Raw genomic sequence first — 21,511 nt, 5'->3', positions numbered from 1 at the left:
CTCGGGCGGCTCGGGCGCGTCCACCGGCGCCACCGGGGCCTCGTCCACCGGCACCGCCGGTTCGCCGGCCTCCTCCGCGGCCGCCACCTCCTCGGCCGCAGCCTCGACGAGCACCTCCCCGAGCGTCACCGGCGCTCCGCATCCCGCGATCGCGGCCACCCTGGCCACCGGCCTCAACGTGCCGTGGGGCCTGGCGTTCCTGCCCGACGGCAGCGCGTTGGTGGGCAGCCGGGACACCTTCGTGATCCACCGGATCACGACGTCCGGGGCGGTCACCGCCGTCGGCACCGTCCCGCACGTGGTCAGCAACGTCGACGAGGCCGGGGAGGCGGGCCTGCTGGGGCTCGCGCTGCATCCGTCGTACCCCGCCGAGCCGTGGCTCTACGCCTATCACTCCACCGCCAGCGACAACCGGATCGTGCGGATGCGCTACCGCGAGGGCAGGCTCGGCACGCCCCGGCCCGTGCTCACCGGGATCGCGATGTCGGTGCACCACAACGGCGGCGGCCTCGCCTTCGGTCCGGACGGGCACCTCTATGTCGGCACCGGCGACGCCGAGGACACCACGACCCCCCAGGACACCGACTCGCTGAACGGCAAGATCCTGCGGATCACCGAGACCGGCGCCGTCCCGTCGGGCAACCCGTTCGACAACGAGGTGTGGACCTACGGGCACCGCAACGTGGAGGGGCTGGCCTTCGACGGTGACACGCTGTGGGCCAGCGAGTTCGGCGACAAGGCGTACGACGAGCTCAACCGGATCGTCAAGGGCGGCGACTACGGCTGGCCCGACGTCGAGGGCAGCGACGGGTCGGGCGGCTACCGTGATCCGTTCGCGCAGTGGCACACCTCGGCGTGTTCCCCGTCCGGGATCGCCATCGCCGACGGACGGGCCTGGCTGGGTGCGCTCCAGGGCGAGTGCGTCTGGTCGGTCGACCTCACCACCGCTGCGAAGCGGCGCTACCTGACCGGCCACGGCCGGATCCGGATGGTGCGCGCGGCACCGGACGGCTCGCTGTGGGTCGGTACGTCGAACACCGACGGCCGCAGCACCGCGTCCTCCGGCGACGACCGGATCTTCCGGGTCACCCTCTGAGAAGCCGTACTGAGCACGTGCCGCCGGCGCCGGCGCGGCGGGTCGTCGGTGACGACGGATAGGTTCACCCTCGTGCCTGTCGTCCTGCACCGCGCTCCGCGCACCGACCAGCTCGCCGACGAGCTCGGCGAGCTGCTTCTGCGCCCGCCGGCGGACCCGTTCGCCGCCGACGTCGTGGTGGTCCCGGCCAAGGGCATCGAGCGCTGGCTCTCCCAGCGGCTCTCGCACCGACTGGGTGCCTCCGCGGGTCGTGGCGACGGCGTCTGTGCCGGGGTCGACCTCCGCTCGCCGTGGTCGCTCTTCGCCCTGCTGCAGGGGACCGAGCAGGACGACCCGTGGGCGCCGGACGCGCTGGTCTGGCCGGTGCTGGCGGCGATCGACGCCCACCTCGACGCGCCCTGGGCCCGGCCGCTGGCGCGCCATCTCGGCCATGGCCTGGCCGGTGAGGAGGGGGAGCTGCGTCACGGCCGGCGCTTCGCGCTCGCGCACCGGACCGCCCGCCTCTTCGCGTCGTACGCCGGACAGCGACCCGACATGATCGCCGACTGGTCGGCCGGCGGCGCGAGTGATGGCTGCGGCGGGCGGCTGGTCGACGACCTCGCCTGGCAGCCGGCGCTGTGGCGAGCGTGCGTCGCGTTGGTGGGTGCGGCGCCGCCGCACGAACGGCTGGCGGCGACCCTGTCCCGGCTGCACACGCACCCCGCGACCTTCGACCTGCCCGATCGGGTCTCGCTCTTCGGCCACACCAGGCTGGCCCGCACCGACGTCGACCTGCTCGGCGCGCTGGGCGAGCACCGCGCCGTCCATCTCTGGCTGCCGCATCCCTCGGCCGCGCTCTGGGACGCGTTGGCCGAGGTCTCCGCGGCCGGCCCGGTGTCGCGTGACCGGGACCGCTCGCACGACCTCGTGCGGCATCCGCTGCTGGCCACCCTGGGCCGCGACACCCGCGAGATGCAGCGCACCCTGGCCCTGCTGCCGGTCGAGGACCGCTCGGCACCGGAGCCGAGCGCCACCGGTGAGACGCTCCTGGACTGGTTGCACGCCGACCTGCGGGCCAACGCCGTCACCACCGACGCCTCGGCGCGGATCGTGCGCCGGACGGACCGCTCGATCCAGGTCCATGCCTGCCACGGCGCCGCCCGTCAGGTGGAGGTGCTGCGCGAGGTGCTGCTCGGGCTGCTCGAGGACGACCCCACCCTGGAGCCTCGCGACGTGCTGGTGATGTGCCCCGACATCGAGGCGTACGCGCCGCTGATCTCGGCCGGCTTCGGGCTCGGCGAGGTGGTCGGCGACGCGGGCCACCCCGCCCACCGGCTGCGGGTCCGGCTCGCCGACCGGGCACTCGACCAGACCAACCCGCTGCTGGCCGTCGCCGGCCGTCTCCTCGACCTCGCCGGCGGCCGCGCCGGGGTGGCCGAGGTGATCGACCTGGCGCAGCACGGGCCGGTGCGACGGCGCTTCGGGTTCCGCGACGACGACCTGGAGCAGATCGCCGACTGGGCGGTCAAGGCCGGCATCAGGTGGGGGTTCGATGCCGCTCATCGCGCCGAGTTCGGGTTGGCGGACTACGTCGCGAACACCTGGGAGTTCGGGCTCGACCGGTTGCTCGCCGGGGTGGCGATGTCGCAGGACTCCGGGGGCTGGCTGGACAAGACCCTGCCGCTCGACGACGTCGGCAGCGGGTCGGTGGAGCTCGTCGGCCGGTTGACCGAGTTCGTCAACCGGCTGCGCGCGGTCACCGACGCGCTGGTCGGCAGCCATCCGCTGGAGCACTGGTTGACGGTGCTCGCCGACGGCATCGCCGACCTGACCGCCGTCTCGTACGCCGACTCCTGGCAGGCGGGCCAGGTCCAGCGCGAGCTCGGCCGGGTCCGCGAGGCCGCCGCCGACCGGGAAATCGACCGGATGCGGCTGCCCGACGTACGCGCGCTGCTCGGCGACCGGCTCGCCGGCCGGCCCACCCGCGCCAACTTCCGCAGCGGGACGCTCACCGTCGCCACCCTGGTGCCGATGCGCTCCGTGCCGCACCGGGTGGTGTGCCTGCTCGGCCTCGACGACGGGGTCTTCCCCCGGGTCGGGGTCACCGACGGCGACGACGTGCTCGCCCGCGCGCCGCTCACCGGCGAGCGCGACCCGCGCAGCGAGGACCGCCAGCTCCTGCTGGACGCGATCAACGCCGCGACCGAGACACTGGTGATCACCTACACCGGCTCCTCGGAGGTCTCCGGTGAGCCCCGCCCGCCCGCGGTGCCGCTCGGCGAGCTGCTCGACACCCTCGATGTCACCGCGACCACGACCGACGGCACGGCCGTCTCCGAGCGGGTGTGCCTGCGGCATCCGCTGCAGCCCTTCGACGCCAAGAACCTCATCCCGGACGCCCTGGTGCCGGAGACCTCGTTCAGCTTCGACCGGGCGGCGGTCCGCGGCGCCCGTGCCGCGGCCGGGACGCTGGTCCCGCCGCCCCCGCTGCTCACCGGCCCGCTGCCGCCGGTGCCGGCCGCCGACGTGTCGCTGGAGGATCTGCTGGACTTCTTCCGCTCCCCGGTCCGGGGGTTCTTCAGGACCCGGCTCGACGTGGCGCTCCCGCGCGAGATCGAGCCGCTCGATGACAGCCTGCCGGTCGAGATCGACAGCCTGGCCCAGTGGTCGGTGGGGGACCGGCTGCTGCGTGACCTGCTCGCCGGCGTCGATGTCGACACCGCCCGGCAGCAGGAGTGGCGGCGGGGCGTGCTGCCGCCCGGCTGGCTCGGCTGGCGGGTGCTCCACGACGTGGTGGACAAGGCGGTGCCACTGGCCCAGGAGGGGCTCCGGATGCGCGCCGCGTCGGTCTCCACCTCGCAGGCCCGGGCGGTCGACGTAGACGTCGATCTCGGTGGCGGCAGGCGCCTTCGCGGCACCGTCCCCGAGGTGTACGGCGATCGGCTGGTCCCGGTCGGCTACAGCAGGCTGGCCGCCACCCACCGGCTCCAGTCCTGGATCCAGCTCCTCGCCCTGGCCGCGCACGACGAGGATCGGTCCTGGACCGCCTACACGATCGGCCGCCCCGGCTCCGGCCGGGGCCGGTCGTCGTACGCCGCGAGTCAGCTGGGCCCGCTGGACCACACCGCCCGTGACACCCTCCGCGACCTCGTCGCGCTCCGGGACACGGGCCTGACCGAGCCGCTCCCGCTGCCGCTGAAGAGCTCGCTGACCTACGCCCGCTACCGGCGCACCCGGGCCAGCGACGACGACGCGCTGCGCCGGACCGGATTCGAGTGGTCGGGGGGACGCTTCGGCGGCGAGCGGGACGACGTCGAGCAGGTGGCGGCCTGGGGAGACGGCGCGCCCATCCCCGGCCAGGACTCACCGCCAGGAGCGGGCGAGGAGTTCCCCGGCGAGACCACCCGGTTCGGCGCGCTCGCGCTCCGCTTGTGGTCGCCGCTGCTGGCCGCCGAGCAGGGGAGCTGGTGATGGCCGAGCACCGAGACGGCGGGGCCGACCTCGTCCCGTTCGACGTCACCGGGCCGCTGCCGGGCGGCACCACCCTGCTCGAGGCCAGCGCCGGCACCGGCAAGACCTTCACCGTCGGCGCGCTGGTGACCAGGTACGTCGCCGAGGGCGTGGCCGAGCTCGACGAGCTGCTCGTGGTCACCTTCGGGCGGGTGGCGAGCCAGGAGCTCCGCGAGCGGGTGCGGGCACAGCTGGTGGCGGCGGAGCGGACCTTCGCCGCCGCTCTGGCCGGGCGGCCGCCGGCCGACCCGGAGCCGCTGCTGGCGCTGCTGCTCGACGTAGCAGAGGAGGAGGCGACGCGACGGCATCGACGACTGCGGGACGCGCTGGCCGCCTTCGACGCCGCCACCATCGCCACCACCCATCAGTTCTGCCAGCTGGTGCTGCGCTCGCTCGGCGTGGCCGGCGACACCGATGCCGGCACCACCCTCGTCGACGACCTCGACGAGCTCGTCACCGACGTGGTCGACGATGTCTACCTGCGCTGGTTCGGCGCGGACAAGGAGCCGCCGCCGTTCGACAGGCACGCGGCGCTGCTGCTGGCTCAGGCCGCCGTCGGCGACCCACGGGCGGTGCTCGCCGCGGCCGCACCCGGCGACGTGGTGGGCGCCGCGCGCGTCCGGTTCGCCGAGGAGGTGCGGGCCGAGGTCGAGCGCCGCAAGCGTCGCCTGGGGATCCTCTCCTACGACGACCTGCTCGGTCGGCTGGCCGACGCGCTGGCCGACCCCGACGCACCGGCTCGCGCCCGGATGCGACGCCGCTGGCGGATCGTGCTGGTCGACGAGTTCCAGGACACCGACCCGGTCCAGTGGCAGGTGCTGGAGCGGGCCTTCGGCGGCCACGCCACGATGGTCCTGATCGGCGACCCCAAGCAGGCGATCTACGCCTTCCGCGGCGGTGACGTCATCACCTATCTCACCGCCGCGCGGCGCGCCGACACCCGGGCGACGCTGGGCACGAACTGGCGCAGCGACCAGGCCCTGGTCGACCGGCTCCAGGTGGTGCTGCGCGGGGCCGCTCTCGGGGATCCGGCCATCGTCGTGCACGACGTGAGCGCGCGGCACTCGGAGTCGCGCCTGGTCGGTGCGCCGCACCCCGCGCCGTTCCGGCTCCGCCGGGTGGCGCGGGACGGCTTCCGGCTCACCAGGTCCGGCCTGATCTCGGCCAGGGACGCGCGGAGGCACATCGCGCAGGATCTGGCCGCGGACGTCGCCGAGCTGCTCGCCGCCGGAGCGACCTTCGCCGGCAGGCCCCTGGTCGCCGGGGACATCGCCGTCATCGTCGCGATCCGGGAGCACGGGATCCTGGTGCAGCGAGCCCTCGCGGACCGCGGCGTGCCTGCCGTGGTGGCCGGCGGCGGGGACGTCTTCCACACCGCGGCGGGCGAGGACTGGCTGGCCCTGCTGACCGCGCTCGAGGCGCCGCATCGGTCGAGTCTCGTCCGGGCCGCCGCCCTGACCTGCTTCTTCGGCCGCACCGTCGGCGAGCTCGACGAGGGCGGCGAGGAGCTGACCGCCCGGATCGCCGACACGCTGCGCGGCTGGGCGCTGCTGATCCGCGGCCGCGGGATCGCCGCGGTGATGGAGGCGGCCGAGGAGCGCGGCCTGACCGAGCGGGTGCTCGGTCGCACCGGCGGCACGCGACTGCTGACCGACGTACGTCATCTGGGGCAGCTGCTGCACGACGTCGCCGTCCGCGACGGCCTCGGGCTGCCGGCGCTGCTCGAGTGGTTCCGCGCGGAGCGGCGCCGTACCGCCGGTTCGACCCGGCCCCGCCGGCTCGACTCGGACGCCGCCGCCGTGCAGATCGTCACCATCCACGGCAGCAAGGGTCTGCAGTACCCGGTGGTCTATCTCCCGTTCGGCTACGACAACTTCGTCCGTGACCCCGACGTGGCGCGCTTCCACGACACCGCCGGCGATCCGCCCCGCCGCACCCTCGACGTCACCGGCCGCGGCGAGTCGTGGACCGACCACGCCGAACGCCACCGGGCGGAGGAGCTCGGCGAGGAGCTGCGGGACCTCTATGTCGCGCTCACCCGTGCCCAGGCGCAGGTGGTGGCCTGGTGGGCACCCACCTCCAACACCGAGACCGGCGGACTGCACCGGCTGGTCTTCGGGCGTCAGCCCGGGGTGAGGATGGTGCCCGACCGGCAGCAGGTCGGGGACGACGAGTACGCCGCCCGGGTGCTCGGCCGGCTCGAGGCCCTCGGGGGTCCCGCCGCCGAGGTCTCGACACCGGCCGACGTGGCCGTCGAGCTGCCCACGGCACCGGCGGCCGACCTGGTCGCCAGGCGGTTCTCCCGGACCGTCGACACCGAGTGGAGGCGGACCTCCTACTCCGGCCTGATCCGGGTCGACGAGGGCCCGGTCGGGGTGGAGAGCGAGCCCGAGGAGACCGGCACCGACGACGAGCCGGACGCGCCGGAGGAGCCTGGGGAGACGCCGGCTGCCGAGGACGGTCGGCCGCCGGACGGACGCGGCCCGATCTCGCCGATGGCCGAGCTGCCCGCGGGGGCGAGCTTCGGCTCGCTGGTGCACGCGGTGCTCGAGCACGCCGACCCGCTCGCGCCGGACCTGACCGAGGAGCTGCTCGGCCACGTGCGCGAGCAGCTGCGCTGGTGGCCGGTCGACGCCGAGGCGGAGGCGCTGGCGCAGGCGCTGGTGCCGCTGCATCGGACCCCGCTCGGTCCGCTGCTCCCCGGGCTCACCCTGGGCGACCTGGGGAAGGCGGACCGGCTCCGCGAGCTCGACTTCGAGTTCCCGCTCGGCGGTGGCGACCGGCGACGTACCGACCGTCCGGCCGCCACCCTGCGTCACCTCGGGCCGCTGCTGCGCACCCATCTGACCGAGGACGATCCGCTGCGCCGCTACGCCGAGCGGATCGAGCAGCCGCCGCTGGGGGACCAGCCCCTGGCCGGCTACCTGTCGGGCTCGATCGACGTCGTGCTGCGCGCCGGCACCGGCGCCGAGCAGCGGTTCGTGGTGGTCGACTACAAGACCAACCGCCTCGGCGAGTCGGCGCTCGACTACACCCAGGAGACGATGGCCGAGGCGATGCTGCACTCGCACTACCCGCTGCAGGCGCTGCTCTACTCGGTGGTCCTGCACCGGTTCCTGCGCTGGCGGCTGCCCGACTACGACCCATGGACGCACCTGGGCGGGGTGGCCTACCTGTTCCTGCGCGGGATGTGCGGCGAGGAGACCCCGATCCTCGACGGGCATCCGACCGGGGTCTTCTCCTGGCGTCCGTCCGCCGACCTGGTGCTGGCGCTCTCCGACCTGTTGGACGGGTCGCTCGAGGTGTCCTCGAGTGAGTCGACGGGAGGCACACGATGATCGAGCGCTGGGAGAGCGACGACCCGCACGACGCGCGGCTCGCCCGCGGGGCGGCCGGCCTGCTCGGCGCGTTCAACCTCGCCGGGGTGCTCACCGCCGCGGACGTGCACGTGGCCATCCGTACCGCCGAGCTGGTCGGCGAGGAGTCCGACGACGTCCGGCTCGCCGTCGCGCTGGCGGTCCGGGCCGCGCGCCAGGGTTCGGTCTGTGTGGACCTCGGCCGGCTCCGTGCGGAGGCCGATGCGGCCGAGGAGCTGCCATGGCCGGAGGGGACACCGCACGAGACGGCATCGGGGGCGGACCGGAGCGGTGGGCAGGAGGGCTGGCTCGCCAGGATCGCGGCGAGCCCGCTGGCGGCCCGGTCGGTGATCCAGGTCGAGGACGGACTGCTCTACCTGGACCGGTACCACCGCGAGGAGGGACAGGTCCGCGACGACCTGGTCCGACGACTGGGATCCCCGGCCCCGACGGTCGACGAGGAACTTCTCCTCGAGGGCGCGGCCCGGCTCTTCCCCGGGGCGGGATACGCCGAGCAGCAGGCGGCGGCGCTCGCTGCCGCGCGGCAGTGGACCACGGTGCTCACCGGCGGCCCGGGGACCGGGAAGACCACCACGGTGGCGGGTCTGCTCGCGCTGCTCGCGGCGCAGGCGCGCGTACCGCTGCGGATCGCGCTGACCGCGCCGACCGGCAAGGCGGCCGCCCGCCTGCAGGAGGCGGTCGAGGAGGCTCAGCTGGCCGACCGGTTCACCGCGCAGGACCGCGCCCGGCTGGCGGGGCTGACGGCCTCGACGCTGCATCGCCTGCTGGGCTGGCGGCCGGACTCCTCGACCCGGTTCAAGCATCACCGGGCCAACAAGCTGCCGCACGACGTGATCGTCGTCGACGAGACGTCGATGGTGTCGCTGACGATGATGGCGCGACTGATCGAGGCGGTGCGACCCGAGACCCGGCTGATCCTGGTCGGCGATCCGGACCAGCTGGCCTCGGTCGAGGCCGGCGCGGTGCTCGCCGACCTGGTGGGCGGCCTGGCCCAGCGGAGCTCCGGGGCGATCCGCGCGCTCCGGGTCCCGCACCGCTTCGGCGGTGAGATCGGGGAGCTGGCGGCCGCGGTCCGCGACGGCGAGGCGGCGCTGGCCGAGGAGCTCGTCGGCCGCACCGGCGCCGGGCCGGATGGTGCCGTCGAGGTGATCGACCCCGGCGACGAGGATGCGATGGAGCGGCTGCGTCGCGAGCTGACCGCGCAGGCGCTGGCCGTCCGGGAGGCTGCGCTGCGCGGCGACGCCGCTGCGGCGGTCGCGCTCACCGAGCAGCACCGGCTGCTCTGCGCCCATCGCGAGGGTCCGTGGGGTGTGCGGCACCACAACCAGCAGATCGAGCACTGGTTGGGCGAGGCCACCGGCGCTCCGATCGGCGCCGGCTGGGGCCACGAGTGGTACGCCGGTCGCCCGATCCTGATCACCGCCAACGACTACGGCCTCGGGCTGTTCAACGGCGACACCGGCGTGGTGGTCGAGCAGGACGGTGAGCTGCGGGTCGTCATCGCCGGCGCCTCGCGGCAGAGCTTCGCCTCGTCGCGGCTGGGTGACGTCGACACCCTGCACGCGATGACGGTGCACAAGAGCCAGGGCAGTCAGGCCGACCGGGTCACCGTGCTGCTGCCCCCGGAGGACTCCCCGCTGCTGACCCGCGAGCTCTTCTACACCGCCATCACACGGGCGCGCCGGGGGGTGCGGATCGTCGGCTCGGCCGAGGCGATCCGGATCGCGATCACTCGCCGTGCCCAGCGGGCCTCCGGCCTGCAGCGGAGACTGGCCCGGGACTGACACCGGGGCCGACCGGGCAGGTGGGTGTTCGTCGGTCGAGTAGGCGTCGCGAGGGACGAGCGAGGGCGTATCGAGACGGCGATGGGGTCTCGATACGCTCGCCGGCGCTCGCTACTCGACCCGCGGGGGTGTGGCCGGCGCTCGCTACTCGACCCGCGGGGGTGTGGCCGGCGCTCGCTACTCGACCGGCGGGGTTGTGGCCGGCGCTCGCTACTCGACCGGCGGGAGCCGGCCCGTCAGGGACGGGCGATCGAGGTGGCCAGCGCTACCAGGTGTCCCAGCCGGGCCAGCTCTGAGTCGAGGAACTCGGGGCCGCCGCGACGGCCGATCACGACGATCTCGTTCCCGTCGATCCTGGCCCCGGCATAGATGGTCTCGTCGTCGCTCTCACCGCCGTCGACGTCCAGCCTGCTGGCGCGCTCGATCTCCACGAAGGGCAGGTCGTCGGGCGCTCCCTTGGTGGCGTGTCCGCTGCCGTGCACCCGATGGATCCGCACCGCCCAGTCCGCTCGGAACGTCGGACCGAGCACGTCCACCAGCCGGTCGAGTGCCTCGTCCGGGCTCTCGGTGAACGCCTCCACCGCCTCGAGGTCGAGGAACAGGTTGCCGCCGGCGGCGTACCGGGAGATCCACACGACCCGTACGCCGGGCAGTTCGTTGCATGCCGAGACCAGCGTGTCCGGCATGACGCCCGGCATGGTCTCCAGGAGTACGTCGTCCACCGCGGTGCCGCGGTGGGACTTCTCGACGATCTCGATCGCCTCGATGTCTCCGCCCGCCTCCCCGATGGCGGACGCCAGGCGACCCAGGGACCCGGGGACGTCGGGCAGTTCCACGCGAAGCAGGTAAGGCATTACCCGACCATAGCGCCGCGTGATTGCACCGCTGTTGCCCAGCCGTTACCTGGACGGCGGTGCGGCGGGGGTGCGGTATCGATCGGCGGATGCGGCACCGATCGGCGTCTTCCCCACCGTGCTCAGTCGACCGGCTCGAGCAGGAACAATGGGATCTGTCGCTCGGTCTTCTTCTGGTACTCGCCGTACGTCGCCCAGGTCGCGACCGCGTACTCCCACCAGTCGGCGCGCTCCTCGCCGGCGAGCTCGCGCACCCGGTAGGCCTTCTTGACGTCGCCGTCCTGCAGCTCGACATCCGGGTTGGCGCGGAAGTTGTGGGCCCACACCGGGTCCTTCGGGGCACCGCCCTTGGAGGCGACCGCGAGGTACTTCCCGTCGCGCTCGACCCGCATCAGCGGCGTCTTGCGGATCTTGCCTGTCTTCGCGCCGCGGTTGGTGATCACGATGATCGGGTCACCGGTGGTGGCCAGGACGTTGCCCTCGGCGCCGTGGGAGGCCTCGAACGCCTCCACCTGGTCGCGGACCCACCGCTCGGGACTGGGCGCGTACTCGCCTTCAAGAGTTCCCATGTCCATGCCAAGGCTCGGGACGGTGAGACTATTCCGGCTCATCGGAGGTCCCGCCAGGGCGATAGCCTGCCCGTCATGAGCGCGATCGAGGGTGTCAGCGACACATTCGACTCCCGCGCCTGGGACGTCGTCCCCGGGTTCGAGGAGCTGACCGACCTGACCTATCACCGGGCCAGGGAGCACGGCACGGTCCGCATCGCCTTCGACCGACCCGACGTGCTGAACGCGTTCCGGCCGCACACGGTCGACGAACTGCTGCGCACCCTGGAGCACGCCCGTACGTCGGCCGACGTCGGCTGCGTGATCCTGACCGGCAACGGTCCCAGTCCGAAGAACGGCAAGCACTCCTTCTGCACCGGTGGCGACCAGCGGATCCGAGGCAGGGCCGGCTACCAGTACGAGGAGGCCGGATCGACGTACGACGCCGGCGCGACCGGCGCCGCCGAGCCGAGCGCGATCGACAAGGCCAAGCTGGCGCGGCTGCACATCCTGGAGTGTCAGCGGCTCATCCGCTTCATGCCCAAGGTGGTCCTCTGTGTGGTGCCCGGCTGGGCGGCCGGCGGCGGTCACAGCCTGCACGTGGTCTGCGACCTCACCCTGGCCAGCCTCGAGCATGCCCGGTTCAAGCAGACCGACGCCGACGTCGGCTCGTTCGACGGTGGCTTCGGCTCGGCGTACCTGGCCAGGCAGGTCGGCCAGAAGCTCGCCCGGGAGATCTTCTTCCTCGCCGAGACCTACGACGCCGAGGCCGGTGTCCGCATGGGTACGGTCAACCGCGCCGTCCCGCACGCCGAGCTCGAGGCCACCGCCCTGGAGTGGGGGCGCAGGATCAACGGCAAGAGCCCGACCGCCCAACGGATGCTCAAGTACTCCTTCAACCTCATCGACGACGGCCTGGTCGGCCAGCAGCTCTTCGCCGGCGAGACCACCCGGCTGGCCTACATGACCGACGAGGCGGCCGAGGGTCGTGACCAGTTCCTGGAGAAGCGGGAGCCCGACTGGTCGCCGTACCCCTGGTACTACTAGGAGAGCCATTTGCGCAGGTCAGAGCGCTGAGGGGTCGCCTACTGTGCACAGCGAGTACACGCGGGCTGTACAGCGCTTCAGCGGCGGAGGCGGCTCCGGGCGTAATTTGCGCGCCAGCGTACGACGGCGGACGGATGCCCAGAGAGCCGCCGAAGCAGGGGCTCCAGATTGGCGTGAGACTCGTCGTCTGTCAGCGTCTCGCTAGCGGCAAGACCGAGTTGGACTCCGGGCTCGTTGAGAACCTGATCAAGCATCTCGGATACGGCCGGCGGGCGGCCGCTTCGGCCGGCCCAGATCGCCAAGCCCTTGGCGACTGCAGCACGCACGGAGGTGTCATCATCCTTTGAAAGCGCCGCAAGAAGTGTGAGGTGGTGTGGGTGGCCGACGTGCGATGCGATTGCGGCGGCTGCTGCTCGCTGGGTGGGGTCGCCTCGCAGCAGGCCCACAAGGTCTTCGTCCGACACGTCTTCCGGAAACAAAAGGGCCAAAGTCAGTTGAGCGGGGCCACGAGGGCCTGGGGGCGGGTTGAACACTCGATACTCGTGGTCGCGTGGAGCCCGTGAGGCTTGCAGTTCAAGCGGCTTTCGCAACTGCTCGGCCACGCTCTGCGGGATCTCGGCGGCCAGCCTCCCGAGCAATTCGATCGCCGGAACCGTGTACTCGCCGATCACGAGAGGCTCCGCGAGTGCGGTGTAGCAGGCGTCCCACCGAGCCACGTCCGGATGCCACGCGCTCAGCAGGACTAAGGTGTGTAGGGGGTCGTGGGATCCAATCTTGATCGACCCCGATTGCGCGTCACCAACTCGATCCAGCACCTGCTTTTCGAGCACGGAGATCATTGCCGCAGCGATCTCCTCCGGGAGGTCGGTGACCTTTCCAAAGCTGTGAAGCGCGTCGAAATCCCCAGTCGCGATGCGCTCGAGCAGCCCCGCGCGATGGTCGGGATCATGGGCCGCGATCACCCGATCGAATGCCGCAGCGATTTCCTTGTGCTGGTTGGATCCGACGGTCTTGAGGGTTGCGACTTGCTCGACCGTCCAGTCCTCATCGATGAGGCGGCCAACCAGCTTCGCGTATCGGTCAGCGGCTAGGTCGTCGGCGATCGGAGGTAGCGACGCGACATGCTCTCTGATCTCGTGGTCGACCTCGGATGACACGGAAACACAGAGGCGCCGAACAAGCCCGATCAGCTCATCTGCGACGATGAAGTGAGGTCGAAGGCGTACCCCGAAGTCTCCAGGATCACGGAGGATTCGCAGGGCCCAGCGTGCGTGCCGGTCGGCGGCCTCTGTCGAGAGTACGTCGGCAGCTTCAGCGATGAGCCGGACCGATGCTGCAAGCGATGTGCGCGTTGAAGCTGCCAAGTCGACAGCGTTCGCTACCTGGGCGAGCGGCTCGATGGGTCCTTCATCAACGAACTTCTTCGCCGTCGCCTTGGCCACCTTGTCGGAGCCTGAGATGCGAACCAGGTCCAATGCGCTGACGAGCTGCGCCTCGTCATCGGTCGTCATGAGCAGGCGGCGGGCGAGTAGCGATGCCGCATTTCGCCAGGACGACGGGTCTGCCGCGCGCCCAGATATGACCATGGCCGACCGCATGGACAGCCATGCTTGGTCAGCCGCGCCCACGTCACTGACTGGTCCTTGGACCAGACCTTGAAAGACTCCTCCACTTGAGCAGCGAGTCCCGAGACCAAGGTCTGCGACCGCCACCAGGATCCGACGTTGTCGCGACCCTTGATGGCCGAGGCGAGGCTCTCGCCGTCCCAATCGCTCAGGTTGAAGATCAACTCCGCAGCTGATCCCGAAAGCATGGCGGCTGTCGGATCGCCGAGAGCAACCCGACCAATTGGGGCGACGGAGATTGCCGACATCTGTGCCGCAGCGGTGTCGCCGATCTCGACGAGGAGGCGTGCGCGGTGGACCTCCAGCCAAGCTCGATCCACTGGGCCAAATTCCGACTGCTGGACGGCTTCAAGCTCGGCGAGCGCGCGCGGCACAGCCTCCTCCTCGAACCGTATGGCCGCCAGCGCTGCGATGGCGGCCGCGCTGCTGGGCGCGTCGGGGCGTCTGTATGGATCGCTCCGAGCGGGGCGAGGTCGGCTTCGAGCAGTGCGTGCCACAGTGCCGCGTAGAAACGCCACCCCCAGTCCAAGGACTCTTCAGCCTTGCTGTGGTCGAGGAGAGGCTCGATCTTCTGCCAACGCTCCAGAGTGGTGATGCGCATTTGCACAAGCAGGGAGATGGCCTGTGCCGGCGAGATCTCGGTGGGCGTGCGGTTGCCGTGGGGCGCGAGGAGACGCGGCGTCAGGAGTGCGTAGCGCAGTGCGGACTCCGCCGGAACGTCGTCACCTTCCTCCCAGGCGCTTCCTTGGAACTCCGGCAGGGTCGAATTCGAGAGGGCCACGTCCATGAGCGCGGTGCGGTTCTCGGCGTCGATCGTCTGGGTCGCCGGGACGAAGATCTTGCGGCCCTTGCCTGTCGACTGGATCTTGTCTGCCGTCACGTGGACCCAGTAGCTGGTTCCGTTCGTGATCTCATGGAGAGCAAGAATGTGCGGGATGGAGTGGCTCGACCAGTATTCAAAGTGACGGTTGTCCCGCTCGTAGAACCACCACCCTGTTACGACGCCGTCGGCCGTGACAGGGCGCTTGAACGGCGTCGCGCCAGCCTTCACCTGAACGCCCACCAGGCGACGGACGTCTATGCGCTTGTCGTCCCGGGCCATGACCCAGTGGTCGGTCCCGAGATCGTGCTCGGGGTTTGGCGCGACTCCCCAGCCAAGAAGCTCGAACTGCGCCTTGACTGCGGACTGAGCGGCTGTCCCTATGGGGTTGTTCGATGGGGACCTCACGGCAGTGCTCGCCGGATCTCGCCGATGAGCGTGGGGTACGGATCCTCGAGGGGCTTCCGCTGGGCCCGTAGTTCGGCCTGGATCTGCCGGAGCGGTTCGCCGGCCACATAGTGGCGGCCGCGCCGCTCTCCTCGTGCTTCCAGCAGGCCGGTGTTGGCGGCGTTGACTAGGTCGCGCGTCGCGGTACGTTCGTCGAGTTCGGTGAGCTTCACGTACGACGGCCTGGTCACGCGCAATCCGATCAACGCGTCGAAGAGTGCCGCGCCGAGCCGTTCATTGAGCCGGTGCTGACCGACCAACTCGTCGATCTTGCGCCACTGGATCTCGGCCTCGTCGAATCGACGGCGCATCGTCTGGGCCTGCATGTGGTGGGCGCGTAGGTTGAACTTCACCCACAGCGTGGCGTCGTTGCTGGGGTTCCAGGCGCCGTGTCCGGTGGTGGCGAGGACGTCGTAGTAGTCCTGGGTGTTGTTGCCGAGCCACTCCTCGATGCTGGAGAAGGTTGGTTCGACTACCTGGTCCTGTGCGAGCACCATCGTCTGGAGGGCGCGGGCCATGCGTCCGTTCCCGTCGTGGAACGGATGGATCATGACGAGATTCAGGTGAGCCATGGCCCCGCGTACGAGTGGGTCGTCGGCCGTCGGTGTCGACAGTGAGTGGGAGAGTGCTCGCATCAGCTTGGGCACTTGATCGCCATCTGGGCCGGCGTAGACGTTGACGCCGCGTTTGTCGTCGCGGACGAAGATCTCCTTGGTGCGGTAGCGGCCAGGTGTCTTCGACAGGTCGTGATCGAGCAGCATGAAGTGCATCGACCGTAGGACGGCTTCGTCGATCACGAAGCCGGGCTCGGTCGCCACGTTGAGGACATAGGTGAGGACGCGGCGGTAGGCGAGGATCTCCAGCCAGGTGGCCTCGTCGGCGCTGAGCGGGGGCTCATCATCGACGGCGGCGACGGCGTCTTCGTCGCTGACGGTGTAGCCCTCGATGGTGTTGGAGCCCTGGATGGCTCGCGCGGTCGAGGTGCGTCGGAGCAGTCCGTTCCAGCGTCTGGGTGCGCGCAGGTAGTCCGCGAGCGATGCGCGCGTGTCGTGGATCTCGCTGATGACGTGCTGATCTTCTAGATCAGGGTCGGGGGTGGCGAAGAGTGAAGTCATGTCCGTATGTCCTTTATTAAGTGACAACACTATCGCGCAGACCGCATCCTTGTCACTTATTAAGAGACATACCGACAGCTGTGCGCCGACAATGCACGTTCTTAGACTTCCGCCATGACGACTGCCGAGGTGACAAAAGCGGCGATGGAGTTGCCCTCCGTCGAGCGCGAAGCGATGGCGTACGCCGAGCCGGGGTTCATGGTCATCGGCGGCGTGGCCCAGGACTGGCGCCTCCAGCGTGTCCTCGCGACGATCCGGCTGGTAGACCCGTTGCCGTTCCTTGACGTCGAGGCGCAAGAATCCGGTGCGAGCCGGCGGAGGCTCTCTGAGCCGCTGATCAGCGGCTGAGTCTGCTCAGCGCGTGACTTGCGTGCCAGCGCACGATGGCGGACGGATGCCCAGAAAGGTGCCGAAGCAGGTCGCCAGATTGGCGCGCGATTCGTCGTGCGTCAGCGTCTCGCTGACGGCAAAGCCCAGCCGGGTCCCGGGCTCACTCAGAGCCTGAGCCAGAAGGTCGGCCACGCCGGGCGGGGCGTCAGGTCGGGCCGCCCAGACCGCAAGGTCCTGGGCAACCGCTGCGCGCACAGCGACGTCTCCGTCCTCCGAGAGCGCCGCGAGTGCGAGGTGGTGCGGTCGGCCGGCGTGAGCGACGATTGCGACGGCGGCTGTTCGCTGGGCCGGTTCACCTCGGAGCAGGGTCAGGAGGTCCTCGTCTGACATGTGTTCAACGGGACCACGGCAATGCTCGCCGAGCGCGGATCAGAACTCGATCGTGTCGCCGGTCCGTGAGGTGCGGAACGTGCGGTGTGCCCGCTGCGCGCCGTAGCGGTGTCGAGGGGCCGTCGTCTCCCGGCACAGCAGACCCTCGTCCGTCAGTCCGCGCCCAGGGCGCCGAGCTGTTCGTAGCCGCGGCGGATCGCACCGGCGAAGCGCCAGTCGTCGGTCGGCCAGGGCCAATTCACGGCCTGGGCCGCCCGGTCCATGGGGACGCCATCGGCGACCAGATCGCGCAGGTTCTGGGCGACGATCGCGATGTCCGCATGCTGGCTCTCGGTCCACGCGCGGTCCGCCGGCACGCCGTGACCAGGGATGACGGCGGTCGAGGGCCCCGACATGCGGAGGATCGCGGTGACCGTCTCCGGCCACTCCAGCGGGAAGCAGTCATCGCCGTAGACGGGCGGGGCGGATTCTTCCAGCAGGTCGCCGGCGTGGAGCACGTCGGCGTCGGGGACGCGGACGAGCAGGTCGCCTCCGGTGTGTCCGCGGCCGGGGTGGACCAGCTCGACGAGTCGCCCGCCGAGGTCGATCGTCGCCGCCCCCTCGAAGGGCCGGTCCGGTTCGACCAGCTCGGTGGCGAGGATCTCCGGGGTCCGCGGGTCCGGGCCCTGGGCGTCGCTGCCGCTGACGAGGAGCTGCTTGAACCGCGCACCGGCGGCGAGCACGTTGGCGGTCGCCACCGCGGTCGCGTGGATCGGCACCGAGCCGTAGGTCGTGCGCAGTGCGTGATTACCGAAGGTGTGGTCGAAGTGCTCGTGCGTGTTGACCACGGCGACGACCTCGCCGAGACCGGCGCGGCGCAGATCCTCGATCACGCCGTGTGCCGCGCGGGTGGAGGAGTGCGTGTCGATCATCAGCAGGCCCTCGTCGCCGCCGACCAGGGTGATGTTGACGTCGTACCACTCATAGCGCGCCAGCCAGATGCGCTCCGCGACCTCGTGGAATCCGGTGTCGTAGCCCCACACGGTGATGCCTCTCTCTCGTCGGTCGCGACCGTACGGCGCCCGGACGGCCGCTGCAATGCAGCCGTAACAGGCGGAACGAACCACCGAAACTATCGATCGATAGTTTCTCGGCATCGTACCTGCCCCCAGTCCCAGGAGCTGCCGATGAGCCCCCTCCAGTGTGACGTCCTGGTCAGCGGTCGGTTCGTCGACGACCGGCTCGCCACTCCGCCCGTCGTCCCCTCAGCCTCCTGAAGAAAGACCAGGCCCCATGTCCCATCGAATGCGCATCGCGTCTGCTGCCCTGGGCCTCGTCACCGCTCTCGCCTTGGCGGGCTGTGGCGGCGGGACCACTCCCGGCACCGGCGCCGCAACGGGCGGCACGACCAGCTCCTCGACTCTGCACCTGGCATTCCTCGACGCCATCTCGACCCCCGACCCCGACACCGCGTACGACGGGTCCGAGCTGAACCTGGTCAACAGCGCCTACGAAGGATTGCTCACGTACCAGGCCGGCAACTCGGACGCGACGCTGGTCGGCGCCTTGGCCACCGACTGGTCGGCGAACAAGGCCAACACCGTCTTCAGCTTCACCCTGCGCAAGGGCGTCACGTTCCACGATGGCACGCGGTTCACCTCCGCCGCGGTCGAGGCGTCCTTCCAGCGCCGCACCAAGGTGGACGGCGGCCCGGCGTACATGGTCGCCGATGTGAAGAGCGTGGCCACCCCGAGCCCGACCAAGGTGGTCATCACGCTGACGCACCCGAACTCCTCCTTCCTCGACCTGCTGGCATCGCCGTTCGGACCGAAGATGATCAGCCCGACCGCGCTCAAGGCGCATCCGTGGACCGGGGAGAGCAACGACTGGTTCGCCACGCACGACGCCGGCACCGGCCCCTACGAGTACGCCGACTTCACCCCCGGAACCTCCTACGACCTGAAGGCCTACGCCGACTACTGGGGCACCGCGCCGGGCTACCGCACCGTCCACTTCGACGTCGTCTCGAGCATGTCCACGATCCAGCTGGAATTGGAGAAGGGCCAGCTCGACGGCCTGGTGGGCTACACCGACAGCGCCGCGTTCAGCAGCTTCCAGAAGGACTCCGGTCTCAAGACCTACACCTTCCCCAGCATGCAGACGCCGACGCTGTTCGTGAACCCGAACAGCGCCACGCTCGGCGCCGCGAGCACCCGGCTCTCCTTCCTCGCCGGCATCGACTTCGCGGCGCTGACCAAGGCCGCCCTGGGTGACACCGCCGAGGCGACCGACCAGGTCTTCCCGGTCAATCTGCTGCCGGCCGCGGTCAACAAGCAACGGATCACCCACGACGGCGATGCTCTCTCCCGGCTCGCGAGCGGCGCGCTGAAGGGCCAGACCATCACCTGCGGGTATCCGGCCTCGAGCCCGGCCTCGCAGGCGCTGTGCGACAACCTGGTCGCCACCCTCAATGCCGCCGGCATCGCCGGCAAGAGCGTCGGCTACTCGTCGGGCACCTACTACTCCGGTCTGGGCAAGGGCGCCCACCCGGCCGACATCACCTTCTTCACCGGTTTCCCGGACACAGCCGCGCCGGACGCCTGGGGGCACGTGTTCTATTCGCCTAGCGGTGGCCTGGACCTGTTCGGCGCCACGGTCCCCGGCCTGGACGCCATCCTCGACAAGGCCGCCGAGAACGGCGATACGAAGCTCTACGGCCGGGCCGCCTCGATGGTGAGCAAGTCCGGGTGGTGGTATTCCGTGGCGACCTCGCTGAACACCGCCGTCTTCAGCCCCACCGTCGCCGGCGTCGAGCAGTCCTGGGAGCCGGTCATCACCGGCGTGCTCCAGCTCCAGTACCTGCACCCGGCCAGCTGATGACCGGCCGCGCGCTCGCCGTCGAACAGCTGACCGTGCGCTACACCGCGCGCAGGCCGGAGACCGTGGCGGTCGACGAGGTGTCACTGTCGGTGGCCCCCGGGCAGTGCCTGGGACTGGTCGGCGAGTCCGGGTCGGGCAAGAGCACCATCGGCCTGGCGGTGCAGGGGCTGCTCACCCGGCTGCCCGGTGTGATCACCGACGGTCGGGTGGTGGTGGCCGGACGGGCGCTCGACCCATCGGCCGAGGCGGGCTGGTCGGCGATCCGCGGTCACCATGTCACCACCGTCTTCCAGGACCCGATGTCCTCGCTGGACCCGACGATGACGATCGGCCGGCAACTGCACCTGGTCACCCGAGACAAGGCCGCGAGCCGGCAATGGCTGGACGACGTGGAGATCCGCCACCCGGACTCGGTGCTGCGCAGCTTCCCGCACCAGCTCTCCGGCGGGATGCGGCAGCGGGTGATGATCGCGCTGGCGTTGGCCCGCAAGCCCTCGGTGTTGGTCGCCGACGAGCCGACGACCGCACTGGACGTGAGTGTGCAGGCGCAGATCCTCAAGCTGCTCGACCGGGAACGGGAACGGCTCGGGTTCGCGGTGCTGTTCGTGACCCACGACCTCGGCGTGGCGCGCTGGATGTGCGACGACGTGGCCGTCATGCGGCGCGGCCGGATCATCGAGAGCGCTCCGGTCGCGACGGTCTTCGAGCGCCCGCAGGCCGACTACACCCGGCGGTTGCTCGGGTCTCGGCTGACCCTCACGACCGATCGGGCCCGGCCGGTCGGCCAGCCGGAGAGCACGGTGGTCGCCGCGATGGTCGAGGCCAGCGGTGTCCCGGCCGAGGAGTTGACTCGGCGCTGGGAGTCCGGCGGCCTGAACTGGGCCGGCTTCGCGGTGGCGGCCTCCCCCCAGCCTCGGACGCCGGCGCTCGAGCTCGCCAAGGTCACCAAGTCGTTCGCCACCGGCTTCGGCCGGCGCCACCGCAAGGAGGTGCTGCGCGGCGTCGACCTCGTCGTGGGGCCCTGCGAGAGCGTCGCCCTGGTGGGGGAGAGCGGTTCGGGCAAGTCGACGATGCTACGGATCGCCGCCGGCCTGGAGCGGTGCGACTCGGGCGACGTCGTCGTCGACCGCCGCCGGGGGGAGGGCGTCCAGGTCATCTTCCAGGACGCCGGCTCCTCACTCACCCCCTGGTTGACGGTGCGCTCCCTGCTGCTGGAGCGGGTGCGCAACACCCGCACCGGCGCCGCGCTGGACCGCCCGGCCCAGGAGCGCACCGTCGCCGAGGCCCTGGAGCGGGTGGCGCTGCCGAGGCAGGTGCTGGACGTCAAGCCCGCCGAGCTCTCCGGTGGGCAACGGCAGCGGGTCGCGATCGCCCGCGCGATCGTCGTACCGCCGGCGTTGCTGCTGTGCGACGAACCGACCAGCGCGTTGGACGTCTCGGTGGCCAGCACGGTGCTGAATCTGCTCAATCTGCTGCGTCACGACCTCGGCCTGCCGTTGCTGTTCGTCACCCACGACCTGGCCGCCGCCCGGGTGATCGCGGACCGGGTCGACGTGATCAGCGACGGCGACATCATCGAGAGTGTCGACGCCGACCTCCTCAGCGACCGGATGACCAGTGACTACGGACGGAGGCTGCTCGATGCGGTTCTCGCCTGAGGCTGGCGCCGCCGCGGCCGGCGCGCGGGAGGCGGTGGCCACCGCGGGTACGCCGCAGCGGGCGCGGGCTCG

15 protein-coding genes are annotated in these 21,511 nt (G+C 71.0%); 8 read left to right on the top strand and 7 right to left on the bottom strand.

Features of this window, described 5'->3' with window-relative positions:
- The 4 genes from QM638_RS23430 to recD form a co-directional block, all read left to right on the top strand.
- On the top strand, positions 1-1,096 hold a 1,096-nt coding region (locus QM638_RS23430; RefSeq protein WP_415146174.1), incomplete at its 5' end, for a PQQ-dependent sugar dehydrogenase.
- Positions 1,097-1,168: 72 nt separating this feature from the next.
- Positions 1,169-4,546, top strand: coding sequence for an exodeoxyribonuclease V subunit gamma (gene recC, locus QM638_RS23425; protein WP_415146172.1), 3,378 nt, complete (start codon positions 1,169-1,171; stop codon positions 4,544-4,546).
- Complete coding sequence (locus QM638_RS23420) at positions 4,546-7,923, top strand: UvrD-helicase domain-containing protein (protein WP_415146170.1); 3,378 nt, start codon at positions 4,546-4,548, stop codon at positions 7,921-7,923. Before recC ends, QM638_RS23420 begins: the two co-directional genes overlap by 1 nt.
- Complete coding sequence (recD, locus tag QM638_RS23415) at positions 7,920-9,746, top strand: exodeoxyribonuclease V subunit alpha (protein ID WP_415146168.1); 1,827 nt, start codon at positions 7,920-7,922, stop codon at positions 9,744-9,746. Before QM638_RS23420 ends, recD begins: the two co-directional genes overlap by 4 nt.
- A 236-nt stretch (positions 9,747-9,982) precedes the next feature.
- On the opposite strand, the gene QM638_RS23410 is transcribed toward recD, so the two are convergent.
- Both QM638_RS23410 and QM638_RS23405 read right to left on the bottom strand, forming a co-directional pair.
- Positions 9,983-10,600, bottom strand: a complete 618-nt coding sequence (locus QM638_RS23410; protein WP_415146166.1) for an ACT domain-containing protein — start codon at positions 10,598-10,600, stop codon at positions 9,983-9,985.
- Positions 10,601-10,722: 122 nt separating this feature from the next.
- Positions 10,723-11,169, bottom strand: coding sequence for a nitroreductase family deazaflavin-dependent oxidoreductase (locus tag QM638_RS23405; RefSeq protein WP_415146165.1), 447 nt, complete (start codon positions 11,167-11,169; stop codon positions 10,723-10,725).
- 75 nt (positions 11,170-11,244) lie between these two features.
- Between QM638_RS23405 and QM638_RS23400 the strand changes: the two genes are divergently transcribed.
- Positions 11,245-12,195, top strand: coding sequence for a 1,4-dihydroxy-2-naphthoyl-CoA synthase (locus QM638_RS23400; RefSeq protein WP_415146164.1), 951 nt, complete (start codon positions 11,245-11,247; stop codon positions 12,193-12,195).
- Between the two features lie 77 nt (positions 12,196-12,272).
- Here the strand turns inward: QM638_RS23400 and QM638_RS23395 are convergent, their stop codons facing one another.
- The 3 genes from QM638_RS23395 to QM638_RS23385 all read right to left on the bottom strand — a co-directional run bounded on the left by QM638_RS23395 (position 12,273) and on the right by QM638_RS23385 (position 16,202).
- Positions 12,273-13,823 (bottom strand): hypothetical protein, encoded by a 1,551-nt coding sequence (locus tag QM638_RS23395; protein WP_415146162.1) that lies wholly within the window; start codon positions 13,821-13,823, stop codon positions 12,273-12,275.
- A gap of 157 nt (positions 13,824-13,980) precedes the next feature.
- Positions 13,981-15,048 carry a DUF4365 domain-containing protein gene (locus QM638_RS23390; RefSeq protein ID WP_415146160.1) on the bottom strand — a complete coding sequence of 356 codons (1,068 nt, stop codon included), beginning with the start codon at positions 15,046-15,048 and terminating at the stop codon, positions 13,981-13,983.
- The gene (locus QM638_RS23385; RefSeq protein ID WP_415146158.1) at positions 15,045-16,202 is read right to left on the bottom strand and encodes a Fic family protein; all 1,158 of its coding nucleotides are present in this window, start codon (positions 16,200-16,202) and stop codon (positions 15,045-15,047) included. The genes QM638_RS23390 and QM638_RS23385 overlap by 4 nt, the downstream gene beginning before the upstream one ends.
- A gap of 114 nt (positions 16,203-16,316) precedes the next feature.
- On the opposite strand from QM638_RS23385, the gene QM638_RS23380 reads away from it, so the two are divergent.
- A complete protein-coding gene (locus QM638_RS23380; protein WP_415146156.1) occupies positions 16,317-16,550 on the top strand; it encodes a hypothetical protein in 234 nt (77 codons plus the stop codon).
- Between the two features lie 6 nt (positions 16,551-16,556).
- Here the strand turns inward: QM638_RS23380 and QM638_RS23375 are convergent, their stop codons facing one another.
- Complete coding sequence (locus tag QM638_RS23375) at positions 16,557-16,922, bottom strand: hypothetical protein (RefSeq protein ID WP_415146154.1); 366 nt, start codon at positions 16,920-16,922, stop codon at positions 16,557-16,559.
- Positions 16,923-17,074: 152 nt separating this feature from the next.
- A complete protein-coding gene (locus QM638_RS23370) occupies positions 17,075-17,944 on the bottom strand; it encodes an MBL fold metallo-hydrolase (RefSeq protein WP_415146152.1) in 870 nt (289 codons plus the stop codon).
- Between the two features lie 250 nt (positions 17,945-18,194).
- On the opposite strand from QM638_RS23370, the gene QM638_RS23365 reads away from it, so the two are divergent.
- Positions 18,195-19,778 (top strand): ABC transporter substrate-binding protein, encoded by a 1,584-nt coding sequence (locus QM638_RS23365; RefSeq protein ID WP_415146150.1) that lies wholly within the window; start codon positions 18,195-18,197, stop codon positions 19,776-19,778.
- Entirely contained in the window at positions 19,778-21,439 is a 1,662-nt protein-coding gene (locus tag QM638_RS23360; RefSeq protein WP_415146148.1) for an ATP-binding cassette domain-containing protein, read from the top strand. Before QM638_RS23365 ends, QM638_RS23360 begins: the two co-directional genes overlap by 1 nt.
- Positions 21,440-21,511: the final 72 nt, after the last annotated feature.

The sequence above is a fragment of the Nocardioides sp. genome (assembly GCF_047606145.1).
Lineage (GTDB): Bacteria > Actinomycetota > Actinomycetes > Propionibacteriales > Nocardioidaceae > Nocardioides.
This window is presented reverse-complemented; position numbering and strand designations above follow the sequence as displayed.

Coding starts and splice junctions, on each gene's coding strand:
- recD (WP_415146168.1), top strand. CDS start 7,920: ATGATCGAGCGCTGGGAGAGCGACGACCCGCACGACGCGCGGCTCGCC.
- QM638_RS23380 (WP_415146156.1), top strand. CDS start 16,317: ATGACGACTGCCGAGGTGACAAAAGCGGCGATGGAGTTGCCCTCCGTC.
- QM638_RS23375 (WP_415146154.1), bottom strand. CDS start 16,922: ATGTCAGACGAGGACCTCCTGACCCTGCTCCGAGGTGAACCGGCCCAG.
- QM638_RS23385 (WP_415146158.1), bottom strand. CDS start 16,202: ATGACTTCACTCTTCGCCACCCCCGACCCTGATCTAGAAGATCAGCAC.
- QM638_RS23365 (WP_415146150.1), top strand. CDS start 18,195: ATGTCCCATCGAATGCGCATCGCGTCTGCTGCCCTGGGCCTCGTCACC.
- QM638_RS23410 (WP_415146166.1), bottom strand. CDS start 10,600: ATGCCTTACCTGCTTCGCGTGGAACTGCCCGACGTCCCCGGGTCCCTG.
- QM638_RS23360 (WP_415146148.1), top strand. CDS start 19,778: ATGACCGGCCGCGCGCTCGCCGTCGAACAGCTGACCGTGCGCTACACC.
- QM638_RS23400 (WP_415146164.1), top strand. CDS start 11,245: ATGAGCGCGATCGAGGGTGTCAGCGACACATTCGACTCCCGCGCCTGG.
- QM638_RS23420 (WP_415146170.1), top strand. CDS start 4,546: ATGGCCGAGCACCGAGACGGCGGGGCCGACCTCGTCCCGTTCGACGTC.
- QM638_RS23405 (WP_415146165.1), bottom strand. CDS start 11,169: ATGGGAACTCTTGAAGGCGAGTACGCGCCCAGTCCCGAGCGGTGGGTC.